The sequence below is a fragment of the Ruegeria sp. BC8 genome (assembly GCF_056535705.1).
In genome coordinates, this window is record NZ_JBQFIV010000001.1 from 2817673 (window position 1) to 2831912 (window position 14240).

Below are 14240 nucleotides of genomic sequence, written 5' to 3' on the forward strand. Positions count from 1 at the left end.
AGGCAAATTGGACCGACGTCAAAGCTGCAGGGGCGGTCCCAGAAACTCGATCTGCCATTTCTCGGAGAATGCATTCAGCACCTCCCGGTCGGGAACTCCGTCTGCCATGATGTTTCCCAGCCCGTTGAAAAAGGCGACCGTGTCGAAGGATGGCAGTATCATGACCAGTTGCCGCGCTGGCCCGTCGGAAAGATTGCGAAATGCGTGCGCGGCGCCCCCGGGGATCGTTACGACGTCGCCAGTTTCTGCAACAAAACGCTTTCCATCGCACTCGTAGAGATACCGCCCGTCCAAAACGCGAAAGATCTCAGTTTGTGGGTGACGGTGCAGAGGCGGGCCAAACCCCGGTTCATTTATTGTCTCTATGACCGAGATATTATCGTCGGTGGTGTCGTGCGGTATCCGGACAAACAACTGCAGTCCGATCGCCGGGACGTGGATGGGAGGGTCGGTCAGCTTCGAATGCCAGAAATGATAGGGCATCGATGACCCCTCCTTCCTTACCCGCGAAAATAGTTCCGCTTCATGATGACATCTGTCCATCAAGTGAAACAAGCCCGCCGGCGGACGCGCATGACCGTGAATACCGTACCGGTTTTACGGAACAGGTGGCGGATACGCGGACGATCCACAGGTTGCGGACGCTTCCGGTTCAAGGGACCCGGGGCGAGCGGCGCTGAATGGCCGCTCGTCGAGAATTCTGCAAAAGGCCTGCCGACTGCCGGCCCTTCGCGTCAGTTCGTGGTCTCAAGCCCCTCGGGTTTGCCCACAACCACGAAATGCAGCCCGTCCGGGTCCAGCAGCTCGGCCGCGACGCGGTTCACCTCGTCCAGCGTAACCGCGTTCACCTTGTCGTTTCGGGTCGCGATGTAGTCGATCGGAAGATCTTCCATCTGCATGCCCACCATGATGCCCGCGATCTGGGCATTGCCGTCAAAGCGCAACGGATAAGCGCCGGTCAGATAGGTCTTGGCGTCGTCCAGCTCTTTCTGGGTTACGCCTTCGGTCGCCGCGCGCCGCCATTCGTCGCGAATTACCTCGATAGCCTGCCCGATCCGGTCATTGGCCGAGGATACCGACCCCAGATAGACCGAGGCCAGATCCTTGGGCACCAGATAGGTCCCGACGCCATAGGTCAGGCCGCGTTTTTCGCGCACTTCCTGCATCAGGCGGCTTTCAAAGCCGCCGCCGCCGAGGATGTGGTTCAGGATGTAGGCTGCAAAGAAATCCGGATCGTCGCGGTCGATACCCTTCTGGCCGAACAGCGCCACCGATTGCGGCGTGTCGAACTCGACCACCGTGACGCCACCGGGAATCGTTACCTCGGCATTCCCGGGAATCGGTTTGCCCGTTTCGGACAGGTCCGACAGCAGATTGTCCAGCAACGCACCCAACTCTTCGGGTGTGATGTCGCCCACTGCGCCCACATACAGACGGTCCTTGGCGAAGACGCCTTTGTATGCGTCGATGATGTCGTCACGGGTCAGGGCCGATACGCTGTCGATCGAGCCTTTGCCGTTGGATCCATACGGATGATCGCCATAGGCCATTTTGGCGAATGCCTCACCCGCGATGTCATTGGGGTCGGTCTGTTCCGAGCGCAGCCCGGACAGGACCTGCGCCCGAACCCGGTCGATCGCGTCCTGGTCAAAGCGCGGTTGCTGGATGGTGGTGCGCAGCAGCTCAACGGCGTCGTCCCGGTTTTCAGTCAGGAACTGGGCCGAGATCGCAACGCTGTCATCTGTGGCCCTGTATCCGATCGACGCCGCCAGGGATTCCAGCGCCCGCGCGTAGGTGCGGGAATCCATGTCGCCCGCGCCTTCTTCGAGAAGGCCGCTCATCAGATAGACCGCGCCGCGTTTTTCGGGATCGTCCAGTGACGTGCCCCCGCGGAACCGCAGTTCCAGCGCAGTGAACGGGATCGAGTGATCCTCGACCAGCCAGGCCCGGATACCGCCGGGCGAGGTGACCTCCTGAATCTTGATCTCGGCCCAGGCAGGCAGCGCGATCAGCAGGGCGATCAAGGGGGCAAGGAAACGGATCATTGGGTCACCTCGTCATCACGCATCAGCCAGCCGGTGACCGACGCTTCGGGCTGAAGCACCTCGCGCGCGGCGGCGATGATTTCTTCGCCGGTGACGGCCTGCAGGATGTCGGGCCAGGCTTGCACGTCCTCGACCGTCAGGCCGCTGGTCAGCGCCCGACCATAGCGGTTGCCGATTCCATCGACATTGTCTCGGGCATAGACCTGTGCGGCGCGCAGCTGCATCTTGATCCGGTCCAGATCCTCCGGGTTGACGCCTTCGGCGATGAAATCGGCCACCGCCTGATCCATCGCATCCTCGGCCTCCTGCAGCGACACGCCTTCAGCCGGAACAACGATCAGATCAAAGGTCGTGTCATCCAACGACACCCCACGATAAAACGCCCCGGCATATACAGCCAGTTGCTGCTCAAGCTGCAGTTTCTCGTTCAGGTAGGACGTGGTGCTGCCGCCCAGCAGTTCGGCCAGCAAGAACAACGCGGCAGCCTTTTCCTGTGCACCGGCATCACGCTCGGGCGCGAGGTAGCTGCGCTGAACATATGGTTGCGAAACCCGCGCATCCTTGAAGGTCAGACGCCGCTCGGCGGTCTGCGGCGGTTCCTGCGATCGGACCCGTTCAGGCAGGTCCGGGTTGGCGGGGATCACGCCATAATACGTCTCGGCCAAGGCTTTGACCTCGTCCGGGTCCACATCGCCGGTCACCACCAGGATCGCATTGTTGGGCGCATAATAGGTTTGGTAGAAGGACAGCGCGTCCTCCATGTCCAAGGTCTCCATCTCGTGCTTCCAGCCGATCACCGGAACGCCGTAGCGGTGGTTGAGATACTGCGCCGCGCTCATCTGTTCGCCGAACAGGGCACGGGGGTTGTTCTCGGTACGCTGGTTGCGTTCCTCCAGGATCACGTCGCGCTCGGTGGCGATGTCGCTCTCGGTCAGCCGGATGTTGCGCATCCGGTCGGCCTCCATCTTCATCATCAACTCCAGCCGGTCGGCCGCGACGCGCTGGAAATAGGCTGTGTAGTCATACGAGGTGAAAGCGTTGTCGTTGCCCCCATTGGCCGCAACGGTGGCCGAAAGCTCGCCCGCCTCCATCGTATCGGTGGCCTTGAACAGAAGATGCTCGAGGAAATGCGCCACACCTGACGACCCGATCGGCTCATCCGCCGATCCGGCCCGATACCAGACCATGTGCTGAACCACGGGCGCGCGGTGATCTTCGACAACGACGACATCCATGCCGTTGTCCAGGGTAAAAGTGGTGACGGCCTCGTGCCCGGTTTCGGCCAAAACCGGGGTTGCGGTCATCAAAGCGGCGCAAAACGCCAAGGCCCGAGCCATGGGGCATCCTCCGTTTCGTTACGGTGTTCAAACTACGGTGACGCCGAACGGGTTCAAGAGCGATGACGGAAAGTTAAGAATTATTCATCCGGCGGCGACGAGGGTGTTTCCACGCCCTGTCTGCGCAAAGCTTCGGTCTGCACCTGGGGATCGATGGAATTGCGCTTGTAGACCTGCGAATAGCGGTCCACCTTGAACAGGCGCAACCGCGTCCACCGGCTTTGACGCTTGCGGAAATCCGCATCTTCCTGCGCCAGAACCTGGCGGGTGTTGGGGGAAACGCCATAGCGGCTGGAAGCCGTCACCAGCGCCCCGTCCGACGACGGAATACCAGTGCCGGGGTTCAGCGCCCCGGGATTGCCACCCAACGCAGCCACGGCATCGGCATTCGGGTTCGGGTCGGTCAGGTTCGCGCCACCCGGCGTCGGCGCGGGCAGGAACGCATAATCTTTGGGCTGGGTCAGTGGCTTGACCGGCATGACCGAAAACTCGTCAGGCCCGGGCCCTGGCGCTTCGAGATGGCGCAGGCCGATATCGGAACATCCTGCGACCGCAGCAGCAAGTGTCAGAGCAATAATGGCGCGCGGCATCCGCATCTTGGTCTCCAGCCTGTTTCAGGCGCTTTTATCGCATAACATCCGGCGCGTCACGAGGGCTTTTTGCCTTCGAACAGCACCAACCCGAGGGCACCCGCGAAAATGAACACGTCGGCGAGGTTGAAGACGAACGGGTTGTTGATGCCACAGCAGGACATGTTCAGGAAATCCAGAACGTATCCATACAGCACCCGGTCAACCACGTTCCCCAACGCTCCGCCGATCAGCAATCCGCCGAAAACCAGCATCCGCCGCGATGCGGCCGTGCGCCAGAGCCAGACGAAAACGCCGATGCTGATGGCCAGCGAAATAGCGATGAGAAACCAGCGCGCGGCTTCGGAATTGCCCTGAAACAGGCCAAAATTGATGCCGCGGTTCTCGCCGTACCTAAAAGTCAGCAGCGGCGGCAGCACGTCGATGCCGCCGGGCCGGTCGGCCACGCGCAACACGTGGACCACCAGGTACTTGCTGAGCTGGTCGATCACAAATGCGGCCAGCCCGGCCCAGAGCAGAACCCGGACCCGCATCAGTGACGGAAGTGCCGCATGCCGGTGAACACCATGGCCAGGCCGGCTTCGTCGGCGGCGGCGATCACCTCGTCATCGCGCATCGACCCGCCCGGCTGGATCACGCAGGTCGCGCCTGCGGCAGCAGCCTCCATAAGCCCGTCTGGGAAGGGAAAGAACGCGTCCGAGGCTACGGCCGACCCGATGGTCAGCGGCTCGGGCAGGCCCAGACTTTCAGCCATACGCTCGGCCTTTTTGGCGGCGATCAGGGCGGAGTCCACTCGACTCATCTGACCGGCGCCGACGCCCACCGTGGCCTCGTTCTTGACGTAGACGATGGCGTTCGACTTGACGTGCTTGGCCACTTTCCAGGCAAACAGCAGATCGCGCATCTGCTCGGGCGTGGGGGCCAGCTTGGTTACGACCTTCAGGTCATCCATCTCGATATGCCCGTTGTCCTTGTCCTGCACCAGCAGCCCGCCGGCCACCTGGCGCACGGTCTTGCCGCCGGCGCGCACGTCGGGCAGCGCTTCGGTGGTCAGCAGGCGCAGGTTCTTTTTGGCGGCAAAGATCGCCTTGGCCTCGTCGGTGGCGCCGGGGGCGATCACGACCTCGGTGAAGATGCCGGTGATTTCGCGCGCGGTTTCCGCGTCCAGCGGCCGGTTCAGCGCCACGATCCCGCCGAAGGCCGAGGTCCGGTCGCAGTCGAACGCCGCCTTGTATGCCTCGAGCAGCGTCGCGCCCGTTGCAACGCCGCAAGGGTTGGCATGTTTGATGATGGCGCAGGCGGCGCTGTCACGCGGGTCGAACTCGGCCACCAGTTCAAAGGCGGCGTCGGTGTCGTTGATGTTGTTGTAACTCAGTTCCTTGCCCTGATGCTGCACAGCGGTGGCGACGCCGGGGCGGCCCGAGCCATCGACATAGAACGCCGCCTGCTGGTGGCTGTTCTCGCCATAGCGCAGGGGCTGTTTCAGTTCGCCGGCGAACACGCGGCGCTTGGGCGTGTCGATCTGCAGCGCGTCTGCAAGCCAGCTGGACACGGCCGCGTCATAGGCTCCGGTGCGGGCATAGGCTTTCTGCGCCAGCCACTGGCGGAAGCCCAGCGACGTCTTGCCGTAGTTTTCCTCGAGCTGATCCAGCAGGGCCGAGTAGTCTTCGACATCCACCACCACGTTGACGAAGGTGTGGTTCTTGGCCGCGGCGCGGATCATCGCGGGACCGCCGATGTCGATGTTTTCGATGCATTCGTCATAGCCCGCGCCCTTGGCCACCGTTTCCTCCAACGGGTAGAGGTTGACCACCAGCAGGTCGATCGGGCCGATGCCATGCTCCTGCATCGCCGCCACATGGGCGTCATTGTCGCGCAGCGCCAGCAGGCCACCATGCACCATCGGGTGCAGCGTCTTGACCCGGCCATCCATCATCTCGGGGAACCCCGTGACCTCGCTGACATCCTTGACCGCAAGCCCCGCATCACGCAGCGCCTTGGCGGTGCCGCCGGTCGACAGCAGCTCGACCCCGCGGTCGGCCAGGGCCTTGCCCAGATCGATCAATCCGGTCTTGTCGGAAACGGAAAGCAACGCGCGGCGCACGGGGTGAAGGTCGGTCATGGGTCCAAAGATCCTTTTGGCTCAGTCGAAATCGGGCTCGTCCCGGTGCACGTCGCGCACGGCATAGGCTGTATCCTGCGCCTTGCTCAGCGTCCACCGGATGCGCGTCGCATACTCGATTGCGCGGCCGGAGAGAACGATCTGTTTTGTCGCGCGGGGCTTCAGACGGCCTTTTTCCAGATAAACGCTTGGCTCAAGAGACAATTTTCCGGCGCCGTCATGGCGAAAAACCCAGATCTCGCCGCTTTTGAGCGCCATCGACACCGCAGACCCCCCCAGATCCAGCGCTGCGTCCACGTCCGGATGCAGGTGAAACCGGATGTCAAAACCGATCCCTGACAGCTTGGATGCGTCAACCGCCCGGTCAAACTGGCGTTTTGCCTTGTCGGTGGCCGTCAGAAGGATGTCTTCACCTGTTACCTCGCGCCCGTCAAAGCGCAGCTCAATCGTACGGGCATGGGTAAGTCCGAACACCTTGGCGTACCCATCATGGCCCGCCATCACGCGCGCGCCTTCGAACGAATCCTCGAACTCTACCGGCACCTCGCTCGGGCCATCCACCAGCGCTTCGTTCGCGGTTCCCTTGGTCGGGGCAGCCAACCGGGCGCTGGAGTATCCATCCAGGCAAAGGGTCGAGTGCGAAGGCGTGGCCCGCCCGGCCCGGCGCCACTCCAACCCGAAGCTTTCGCCCGAACCGCAGTTGACGATCAATGGCCGACGACCCGAGGTCAGCTCGAAAGCCAGCGTCGAGGCGTGCGCCATGTACGAGGCCGCCCCTTTGGCCGGGAGAGCTGCGTCGATGATCACCGTGGTGCGGGCGGCGGCCAGACGGGCATAGCCCATGGTCAGACCTTTGACGGGTTTGGGCTTGACCCCGCTTTTGGCCAGCGCCTGTTCCAACCGGCCTTCTACGCCGCGGCCACCGCCGTGGAACCGGGCCAGCCCGCCATCGGCATGACGCAGGCTGCGCAGGGTCGGGGCAATCCGTTTGATTGCTGCCGTCTGAGCAGCGGGCGTGCCGCGCCCCACTTCGCTGAGCGCAGCGGAAGTCCAGGCCAGCAGGGCAAAGACCTCGAGCAATTCCTCCGGATTCCGCGTGGGAATGCCCCCCTGCGCGTCGATCTGGGCCTCGCATTCCCGCGCCAAAGCCCGAACGGCTGGGTCCGAGATGTCTTCCATCCCCTCCAGCGCCAAACCGGCCTGGACCAAGCCGGCCAACGCCTCGAAACGGGGCAGCCCCGGTGTCGCGGCGTGCCAGCGTTTGGACAGGAACCAGGTCTGCTGTGACAGAGACCGGAAGAACAGGCGGCTGTGGGCCTCGTCCATACCGCGCAGCAGGAACAGCGCGTGGTTGATCCAGCGGATCAGGCGGCGTCCGGTCAGGTCCGGGGCCCAGCCTGGACCCTGCCCCTTGCCGTGGGTCTCGATCCAGCCCCAGACCCAGCGTTGCGCCTTTTCCCGTGCTGCGGCATCACCCACCGCGGCCAGATCGTCCAGCCAGGCAAACCCGTGCCGCTCGTCGTCGAATGCGGCGTTGGGGGCCGCGACCTCCCACAAGCCTGTGTCCGGGGCTTCGACCAGGTAACCCGCAAACAAGAGATTTCCCGCCACCAGTTGCCGCCCGCGCGCAAATGAACCGACGGTGCGCGGCTCGGGCTGACCGACAAAGCCGCTGACGGGTTTCCGGCGCTGGCTGAGGCGCGCGTAGAGACGGTTCTGAAACCGCACCCATCGGTTGGCCATGGTGTCCGAATTCGACATGACGTGTGTTGCTCTGCCCCTGCCGCTCTGCTGGCGTTTGAACCAACGATAGCCGGGCCGGTTCGTCAAGTCATCGAAAAGCGACCGGTCAGGCCGATTTGTTCAGGCAGGCGATATAAAACCCGTCCATTCCGCCCAGATCGGCCCAAAAATCGGGACGCAGGCGCAGCCCGCCTTCCTCGGTCAGCCAGTCGGGCTGAACGCCGGGCACCTGCAGCGCGGCACGGTCCACCTGCATGTCGGAATGCTGCGGCAAAGCCTCTTCGATCTGCACTTCGCCTTCGTCAGGCAGCAGCGAGCAGGTGCAATAGACCAGCCGCCCGCCGGGTTTCAACAGGGTCCAGGCATGGGCCAGCATCCGGGCCTGCAACTCGATCAGCCCACCGAATTCGGAGCCGTCCTTGGCAAAGGGCAGATCCGGGTGCCGCCGGATGGTGCCGGTCGCCGAACAGGGCGCGTCCAGCAGGACCGCGTCGTACTGGCCCTGATGGTCCAGCGCGTCGCCGGAGACCACCCGGGCCGACAGACCGGTCCGTTCGAGGTTTTCCCGCACCCGCGCCAGCCGGGCCTCGGAAATGTCCAGCGCGGTGACCTCAGCCCCCGCCGCCGCCAGTTGCAGCGTCTTGCCGCCGGGCGCGGCGCACATATCCAGAACCCGCTCGCCCGGACGGGGCGTCAGAATCCGCGCTGGCAAGGCGGCGGCGGCATCCTGCACCCACCAGTCTCCGGCCGCATAGCCCGGCAGGGCCGAGACCTGCCCCGCGTCAGCAACCCGCACCGAGCCGGTCGGCAGTTCGGTGCCCATGGGGATCGTTGCGCCGGGTTTTGGCGTCAGGTCCAGCGGCGCGCCGGCGAAATGGGCCTGCTCCATGCCCTTGACCGCATCCGCGCCCCAGGCCGCGATCAGCGGTTCGCGCAGCCAGTCCGGCAGGCGCGGCACCCGCATCTTCGGCCAGGCCTCGGGGCCTTCGGCGGCGATCTTGCGCAGAACCGCGTTGACCAGCCCCTTGAGCCGCCCGTGCTTGCGCGAGCGGCCGACGATCTCGACCATAGCGTTCACGACGCCATGCGCAGCCTCGCCCTGGCACAGTTCGACCGTTCCCAGACGCAGCGCGTTTTGGACGGTCAGCGCCGGTGTGCGCCGCAGATGCCCCTCCAGCAGGCGGTCTGCGCGTTCAAGCCCGCGCAGGGTCTCCAGCGTCAAGCGCTGCGCCCGGGCGCGGTCTTCGGGGGCCAGGCGGTCCAGCGCCCCGGCCGCGAGGCATTCGGACAGCAAGCGCCCGTCGCCCAGGATCTGATCCAGCAGATAGATGGCGCTGCGCCGCGCCGCAGTCGGGGTGTTGGTCATGAAACCGCCTTTGCAAGGTTTTCGCCCGCATTGCCATCAGCGGACGAGGGCGTATATCAAGGCCATGCACGGAAAGGAACCCGATGTCATGAGCGACGACCGCACAGACCTGCCGCCCGCCGCCCGGCGCGCCCTGGCCGAGGCCGAAGAGCGCCGGCGCAAGGCCGACGCCGAGGCCAAACCCCTGCCCAAGGAACTGGGCGGACGCGACGGCCCCGATCCCGCGCGTTATGGCGATTGGGAGAAGAAGGGCATCGCGATCGATTTCTGACCGCTCAGGCCGCCGCGCGCAGGGCCTGCAGGAAATCGCCGATCAGGGCCTGCTGCTTTTTCGACTGCGCCCGGTCCTGCGGCCAGGTCAGCCAGTATCCGTCGCGGGTTTCCAGGTCTGGACGCCCCAGCCGGATCAGACGGCCCGAGGCCAGATCCACCGAGGCCAGGGCGACCGACCCCAAAGCGACCCCCAGCCCCTGCCGCGCCGCGCCCAGGGCATGTTCCATCGAATCAAAGCTCAGACCGGCGCGTGGCAGTTCCGTATCGCCCGTTTTCTGCATCCAGTCCTGCCAGCCGGGCCGTTCGCCGCGCAGATCGATCACCGGCGCGCCCCAACTGACGCCCGGCGCCGCCATCGGGGTCAGAACCTCGGGCGCGATCAGCTCGGCGGCGCGCCCCGGCCAGCTGCCGCGCCCATAGCGGATCTGAAGCCAGGTCCGCTCGTCCTCCAGCGAGGACCGCCGGGCCACCGAATCCGTGGTCACCTGCACCTCGGGTCGCAGGGCGCGAAAGGCCCCCAGGCTGGGCAGCACCAGCGCCTGGATATGCGAGGACAGCCCGGCCACCCGCAACGCGCGCGGGGCGGTGCCGAACAGATCCTCGGTGTTACGTTCCAACGCGCGCAGACTGTCCTGCACCAGCGGCAGATAGCTTTCGCCCTCGACCGTCAGCGACACGCCGCGCGCCTCGCGCACGAACAGGGACCGACCCAGCCAGGATTCCAGATTGGCGATGCGCTGGCTGACCGCCGCCTGGGTCAGGCCGAACTCGCGCGCCGCGGCCGAGAATCCGCCCAGCCGCCCGGCCGCCTCGAACACGCGCAGCCAGTCCAGCGGGGGCAGGCCGACCTTTTTCTTGCTCATTAGATTTTCCAACTCTCAGAGGAAACAAGCCTTAATTGTCGTAATGTCATATCCCGCGTATCTCCTCAATCAAAGCCCGCGCTGAACAGGAGAGCCCCATGCTGCGCCACGCCACCCATGACCCGGCGGTCGTTTCGGTTGAGTTCGAAGACGGCACCCGCGCCCGTTTTCACGCCATCTGGCTGCGCGACAATGCGCTGGACCCGCAGACGCGCGACCCCGGCAACGGCCAGCGCCTGATCACGATCGGCGACATTCCGGCAGATATCGCGATTCAGGCAGCCGAGGTGGCGGGCGGTGACCTGCAGGTAACCTTCGCCCCCGAAGACAAGACGGTCTCCTTCCCCGCAAACTGGCTGGCCGAACATGTCTATGATCGGGACCAGACCCGCCCGATGGGCTGGCTGTCGCCCGGAATCACCACCTGGGACGGCGGGTTCGCGGCCCCGGCCGGCGACTGGACGCAGGTGCATGAAAGCCCCGCCGCCAAGCGCGACTGGCTGGCGGCGGTCGCCGAATACGGTTTTGCCAAGCTGACCGACGGCCCGACCGAGCCCGCTTCGCTGCTGAAGGTCGCCGATCTGTTCGGCTATGTGCGCGAGACCAATTATGGCCCCTATTTCGAGGTGAGGACCGAGGTGAACCCGACCAACCTGGCCTATACCGGCCTTGGCCTGCAGGCGCATACCGACAACCCCTATCGCGACCCGGTGCCCACGCTGCAGATCCTCTATTGCCTGGAAAACAGCGCCGAGGGCGGGGAGTCGATCGTGGTCGACGGCTTTCGCGCGGCCCAGCGCCTGCGCGACGAAAACCCCGAAGGCTTTGCCCTGCTGGCCGGCTATCCCGCGCGGTTCGAATACCGCGGCTCGGACGGGGTCTGCCTGCGCGCGCGCCGTCCGATGATCGAGCTGTCGCCCGATGGCGAATTGATCGGCATCCGCTTCAACAACCGGTCCTCGGCCCCGTTCGTGGATGTGCCCTTCGACCGGATGGAGGCCTATTACGCCGCCTACCGCCGTTTGGGCAAGATCATCGACGACCCGGCCATGGGCGTGGCGTTCAAGCTGGAACCGGGCGAGAGCTTCATCGTCGACAACACCCGCGTCCTGCACGCGCGTCTGGGTTATTCGGGTGCCGGGTCGCGCTGGCTGCAGGGATGCTATGCCGACAAGGACGGGCTGCTGTCGACCCTCGCCGCGATGCGGATGGCGCAACCGGAGGCGGCGGAATGAAATCCGATTTCCAGACCCTGACCCGCGACAACATCGTGGCCTTCATCGCCGATATCTTCGACCGGCGGGGGGGCGAGGAATACCTGGGCGAGCCGGTGACCATGGCCCAGCACATGCTGCAGGGCGCCACCATCGCCGAGCAGAACGGCATGGCCGAAGAGATCATCGTGGGCGCCCTGCTGCACGATATCGGGCATTTCACCTCGGAATTCGGCACCTACCACCCCGACGACACCGAGGATCGCCACCACGAGGACGCCGGCGCCGAGGTGCTGGAGCGGTTCTTTCCGTCGGTCATCACCGATTGCTGCCGCTATCACGTCGCGGCCAAGCGGTACCTGTGTGCAACCAGGCCCGAATATTTCAACCGTCTGTCGGCGGCCTCGGTCCATACGCTGGACCTGCAGGGCGGCCCGATGAGCGCCGAGGAAGTCGCCGCATTCGAGGCCAACCCGAACCTGAAGGAAATCATCCAGGTCCGGTATCTGGACGAGGCCGGCAAACGGCCCGACATGGACACCCCCGGCTTCGACCATTTCGCGCCGATGGTTCAGCGCATGGTCGACCGGCATCTGGGCGAGGGTTAAAGCCCCAGCACATCCACCATGTCATATTGGCCGGGGGCCTTGCCCTGTCCCCACAGCGCCGCCTTCAGCGCGCCTCGGGCAAAGATCGCCCGGTCGGTCGCCACGTGGCGCAGCACGATCCGTTCGCCCGGCGCCGCGAACAGCACGTCGTGTTCGCCAACGATGTCGCCACCGCGGATGGCGTGGAAGCCGATATGGCCCCCCTGCCGGGCGCCGGTGATCCCGTCGCGGCCCCGGTCGGCGACATCGGCCAGTTGCACGCCCCGCCCCTCGGCCGCGGCCTCGCCCAGCATCAGCGCCGTGCCCGAGGGCGCATCGACCTTGTGATGGTGATGCGCCTCGATCACCTCGATGTCGAAATCCTCGTCCAGCGCGGCGGCGACCTTCTTGGTCAGCTGCACCAGCAGGTTCACGCCCAGGCTCATGTTTCCGGCCCGCACGATCACCGCATGGCGCGCGGCGGGTTCCAGCGCGGCGATCTGTTCGTCGCTCATGCCGGTGGTGCCGATCACATGCACGCAGCGCGCCTGCGCCGCCAGCGCGGCGAACTCCAGCGTCGCCTCGGGCGCGGTGAAGTCGATCACCGCCTGGGCCTGTGCAAAAGCCTCGAGCGGATCGTCGGTGACGGTCACGCCCAGCGGCTGGCCGCCCATCGCGGTGCCCACGTCCTCGCCGATCCAGTCATGGCCCGTGCGCTCGACCGCACCGACCAGCCGCGCCTGTTCGCTGTCGGTGATGGTCTTGATCAGCATCTGCCCCATCCGGCCCGAAGCCCCGGTCACGACGATTCCCGGAATATGCGTCATTGCGCTGGTCCTTCTTCTGAAATTCGGCTCAAAGCCTCCTACCCGGTTCGGGGCCGCTTGGCAAAGCCCCGCTTTGCGCTTAGATCGGGGACATGGCTAAGAACAAATTCCACGACGGCCCCGGCCCCTCGCAACGGCAGCTTCGCGTCGGCGAACTGATCCGCCGCACCCTGTCCGAGGTGCTGGCGCGCGGCGACGTGCACGACCCCGACCTGAACCGCCTGTCGATCACCGTGGGCGAAGTGCGCACCTCGCCCGACCTCAAGATCGCCACCGCCTACGTGCTGCCGCTGGGCGGCAAGGGGCAGGACACCGTGATCGAGCTGCTGGCCCGCAACAAGGGCGAGCTGCGCCGCATGGTCGGCAAGAAGGTCGGCCTGAAATTCGCCCCCGACCTGCGCTTCCGGCTGGACGAAACGTTCGACCGCATGGACGACACACGCCGGATGTTCGAACAGGACGCCGTGCGCCGGGACCTGGACGAGTGATCCGCAGGACCGCCGCTTTGATCGCGTTGCTCTGGGCCGGACAGGCCGGTGCGGTGACCTGCGAGCGCGTGGCCCACGAAGACCGGCGCTATACCGTGTGCGAGGTCGACGCCACCTCCGAGGACCTGCGCCTGTTCCTGTATGACGACGCGGGCCAAGTGCTGGGCCACTTCTCGTCGGTGAACGAGGAACTGGCCGATGCGGGCCAACGCCTGAGCTTTGCGATGAATGCCGGCATGTATCACGAGGACCGCTCGCCCGTGGGCCACTATGTCGAAGACGGGCAGGAACTCATGCGCGTGATTCCCAACGCCGGACCCGGCAATTTCGGCCTGCTGCCCAACGGGGTGTTCTGCATCCGCGAAGGCCGTGCCGACGTGTTCGAGACGCTGGACTATCTAGATCGCAAGCCCGACTGCCGCTTTGCCACCCAATCCGGCCCGATGCTGGTGATCGACGGCGAATTGCATCCGCGGTTTCTAAAGGATTCGACCTCGCGCTATGTGCGCAACGGGGTGGGCACCAGCGCCGATGGCAGCCGTGCGGTATTCGTGATTTCCGAAGATTACGTCACCTTCCACGAGTTCGGCCGCCTGTTCCGCGACGTTCTGAACACGCCCAACGCGCTATTTTTCGACGGCAACATCTCGCGCATGTATGATCGGGCGGCGAACCGATCGGACGTGGGATTCTCGCTGGGGCCGATCGTCGGCGTGGTCGAGGACATCCCGGCAAATTGACAGCGCCGGACCGATCCGCTAGGTCGCGCGCCTCAGCAGAATTCT

The 14240-nt window shown here is 65.1% G+C and carries 15 protein-coding genes; 5 read left to right on the forward strand and 10 right to left on the reverse strand.

The genetic code is table 11. From position 1 onward, the window contains the following. Window positions 1–18: 18 nt before the first annotated feature. The 8 genes from ACR3EK_RS14215 to ACR3EK_RS14250 form a co-directional block, all read right to left on the reverse strand. Window positions 19–543, reverse strand: coding sequence for a cupin domain-containing protein (locus ACR3EK_RS14215; RefSeq protein ID WP_480633695.1), 525 nt, complete (start codon window positions 541–543; stop codon window positions 19–21). A gap of 191 nt (window positions 544–734) precedes the next feature. After that, entirely contained in the window at window positions 735–2045 is a 1311-nt protein-coding gene (locus ACR3EK_RS14220) for a M16 family metallopeptidase (protein WP_170433849.1), read from the reverse strand. Beyond that, window positions 2042–3382, reverse strand: coding sequence for a M16 family metallopeptidase (locus ACR3EK_RS14225; RefSeq protein WP_480633696.1), 1341 nt, complete (start codon window positions 3380–3382; stop codon window positions 2042–2044). Before ACR3EK_RS14225 ends, ACR3EK_RS14220 begins: the two co-directional genes overlap by 4 nt. Window positions 3383–3462: 80 nt before the next feature. Further along, window positions 3463–3978, reverse strand: a complete 516-nt coding sequence (locus ACR3EK_RS14230; protein WP_170341119.1) for a DUF3035 domain-containing protein — start codon at window positions 3976–3978, stop codon at window positions 3463–3465. A 50-nt stretch (window positions 3979–4028) separates the two neighbouring features. Beyond that, entirely contained in the window at window positions 4029–4505 is a 477-nt protein-coding gene (gene lspA, locus ACR3EK_RS14235; protein ID WP_170342020.1) for a signal peptidase II, read from the reverse strand. Continuing rightward, complete coding sequence (purH, locus tag ACR3EK_RS14240) at window positions 4505–6094, reverse strand: bifunctional phosphoribosylaminoimidazolecarboxamide formyltransferase/IMP cyclohydrolase (protein WP_480633697.1); 1590 nt, start codon at window positions 6092–6094, stop codon at window positions 4505–4507. The genes lspA and purH overlap by 1 nt, the downstream gene beginning before the upstream one ends. A 21-nt stretch (window positions 6095–6115) precedes the next feature. After that, on the reverse strand, window positions 6116–7855 hold the full coding sequence (locus tag ACR3EK_RS14245) for a heparinase II/III family protein (protein WP_480633698.1): 1740 nt from the start codon (window positions 7853–7855) through the stop codon (window positions 6116–6118). An 88-nt stretch (window positions 7856–7943) separates the two neighbouring features. Further along, window positions 7944–9203: an RsmB/NOP family class I SAM-dependent RNA methyltransferase gene (locus ACR3EK_RS14250; protein WP_480633699.1), complete on the reverse strand. Its 1260-nt coding sequence runs from the start codon at window positions 9201–9203 to the stop codon at window positions 7944–7946. Window positions 9204–9291: 88 nt separating this feature from the next. On the opposite strand from ACR3EK_RS14250, the gene ACR3EK_RS14255 reads away from it, so the two are divergent. Continuing rightward, on the forward strand, window positions 9292–9474 hold the full coding sequence (locus tag ACR3EK_RS14255) for a DUF1674 domain-containing protein (RefSeq protein ID WP_480633700.1): 183 nt from the start codon (window positions 9292–9294) through the stop codon (window positions 9472–9474). 4 nt (window positions 9475–9478) lie between these two features. Here the strand turns inward: ACR3EK_RS14255 and ACR3EK_RS14260 are convergent, their stop codons facing one another. Continuing rightward, complete coding sequence (locus ACR3EK_RS14260; RefSeq protein ID WP_480633701.1) at window positions 9479–10339, reverse strand: LysR family transcriptional regulator; 861 nt, start codon at window positions 10337–10339, stop codon at window positions 9479–9481. Between the two features lie 98 nt (window positions 10340–10437). Here ACR3EK_RS14260 and tmpA point away from each other — a divergent pair, with 98 nt between their 5' ends. Continuing rightward, a complete protein-coding gene (gene tmpA / locus ACR3EK_RS14265; protein ID WP_480633702.1) occupies window positions 10438–11574 on the forward strand; it encodes a 2-trimethylaminoethylphosphonate dioxygenase in 1137 nt (378 codons plus the stop codon). Further along, on the forward strand, window positions 11571–12161 hold the full coding sequence (tmpB, locus tag ACR3EK_RS14270; protein WP_480633703.1) for a (R)-1-hydroxy-2-trimethylaminoethylphosphonate oxygenase: 591 nt from the start codon (window positions 11571–11573) through the stop codon (window positions 12159–12161). The genes tmpA and tmpB overlap by 4 nt, the downstream gene beginning before the upstream one ends. On the opposite strand, the gene dapB is transcribed toward tmpB, so the two are convergent. Next, the gene (dapB, locus tag ACR3EK_RS14275; RefSeq protein WP_480633704.1) at window positions 12158–12967 is read right to left on the reverse strand and encodes a 4-hydroxy-tetrahydrodipicolinate reductase; all 810 of its coding nucleotides are present in this window, start codon (window positions 12965–12967) and stop codon (window positions 12158–12160) included. The two genes, tmpB and dapB, sit on opposite strands and share 4 nt — an antisense overlap. Before the next feature lie 92 nt (window positions 12968–13059). Here dapB and rbfA point away from each other — a divergent pair, with 92 nt between their 5' ends. Together rbfA and ACR3EK_RS14285 are read left to right on the forward strand one after the other, a co-directional pair. After that, complete coding sequence (gene rbfA / locus ACR3EK_RS14280; protein ID WP_093964142.1) at window positions 13060–13455, forward strand: 30S ribosome-binding factor RbfA; 396 nt, start codon at window positions 13060–13062, stop codon at window positions 13453–13455. Further along, entirely contained in the window at window positions 13452–14195 is a 744-nt protein-coding gene (locus tag ACR3EK_RS14285) for a phosphodiester glycosidase family protein (RefSeq protein ID WP_480633705.1), read from the forward strand. The genes rbfA and ACR3EK_RS14285 overlap by 4 nt, the downstream gene beginning before the upstream one ends. Window positions 14196–14240: the final 45 nt, after the last annotated feature.

Coding starts and splice junctions, on each gene's coding strand:
- ACR3EK_RS14215 (WP_480633695.1), bottom strand. CDS start 543: ATGGACAGATGTCATCATGAAGCGGAACTATTTTCGCGGGTAAGGAAG.
- ACR3EK_RS14220 (WP_170433849.1), bottom strand. CDS start 2,045: ATGATCCGTTTCCTTGCCCCCTTGATCGCCCTGCTGATCGCGCTGCCT.
- ACR3EK_RS14225 (WP_480633696.1), bottom strand. CDS start 3,382: ATGGCTCGGGCCTTGGCGTTTTGCGCCGCTTTGATGACCGCAACCCCG.
- ACR3EK_RS14230 (WP_170341119.1), bottom strand. CDS start 3,978: ATGCGGATGCCGCGCGCCATTATTGCTCTGACACTTGCTGCTGCGGTC.
- lspA (WP_170342020.1), bottom strand. CDS start 4,505: ATGCGGGTCCGGGTTCTGCTCTGGGCCGGGCTGGCCGCATTTGTGATC.
- purH (WP_480633697.1), bottom strand. CDS start 6,094: ATGACCGACCTTCACCCCGTGCGCCGCGCGTTGCTTTCCGTTTCCGAC.
- ACR3EK_RS14245 (WP_480633698.1), bottom strand. CDS start 7,855: ATGTCGAATTCGGACACCATGGCCAACCGATGGGTGCGGTTTCAGAAC.
- ACR3EK_RS14250 (WP_480633699.1), bottom strand. CDS start 9,203: ATGACCAACACCCCGACTGCGGCGCGGCGCAGCGCCATCTATCTGCTG.
- ACR3EK_RS14255 (WP_480633700.1), top strand. CDS start 9,292: ATGAGCGACGACCGCACAGACCTGCCGCCCGCCGCCCGGCGCGCCCTG.
- ACR3EK_RS14260 (WP_480633701.1), bottom strand. CDS start 10,339: ATGAGCAAGAAAAAGGTCGGCCTGCCCCCGCTGGACTGGCTGCGCGTG.
- tmpA (WP_480633702.1), top strand. CDS start 10,438: ATGCTGCGCCACGCCACCCATGACCCGGCGGTCGTTTCGGTTGAGTTC.
- tmpB (WP_480633703.1), top strand. CDS start 11,571: ATGAAATCCGATTTCCAGACCCTGACCCGCGACAACATCGTGGCCTTC.
- dapB (WP_480633704.1), bottom strand. CDS start 12,967: ATGACGCATATTCCGGGAATCGTCGTGACCGGGGCTTCGGGCCGGATG.
- rbfA (WP_093964142.1), top strand. CDS start 13,060: ATGGCTAAGAACAAATTCCACGACGGCCCCGGCCCCTCGCAACGGCAG.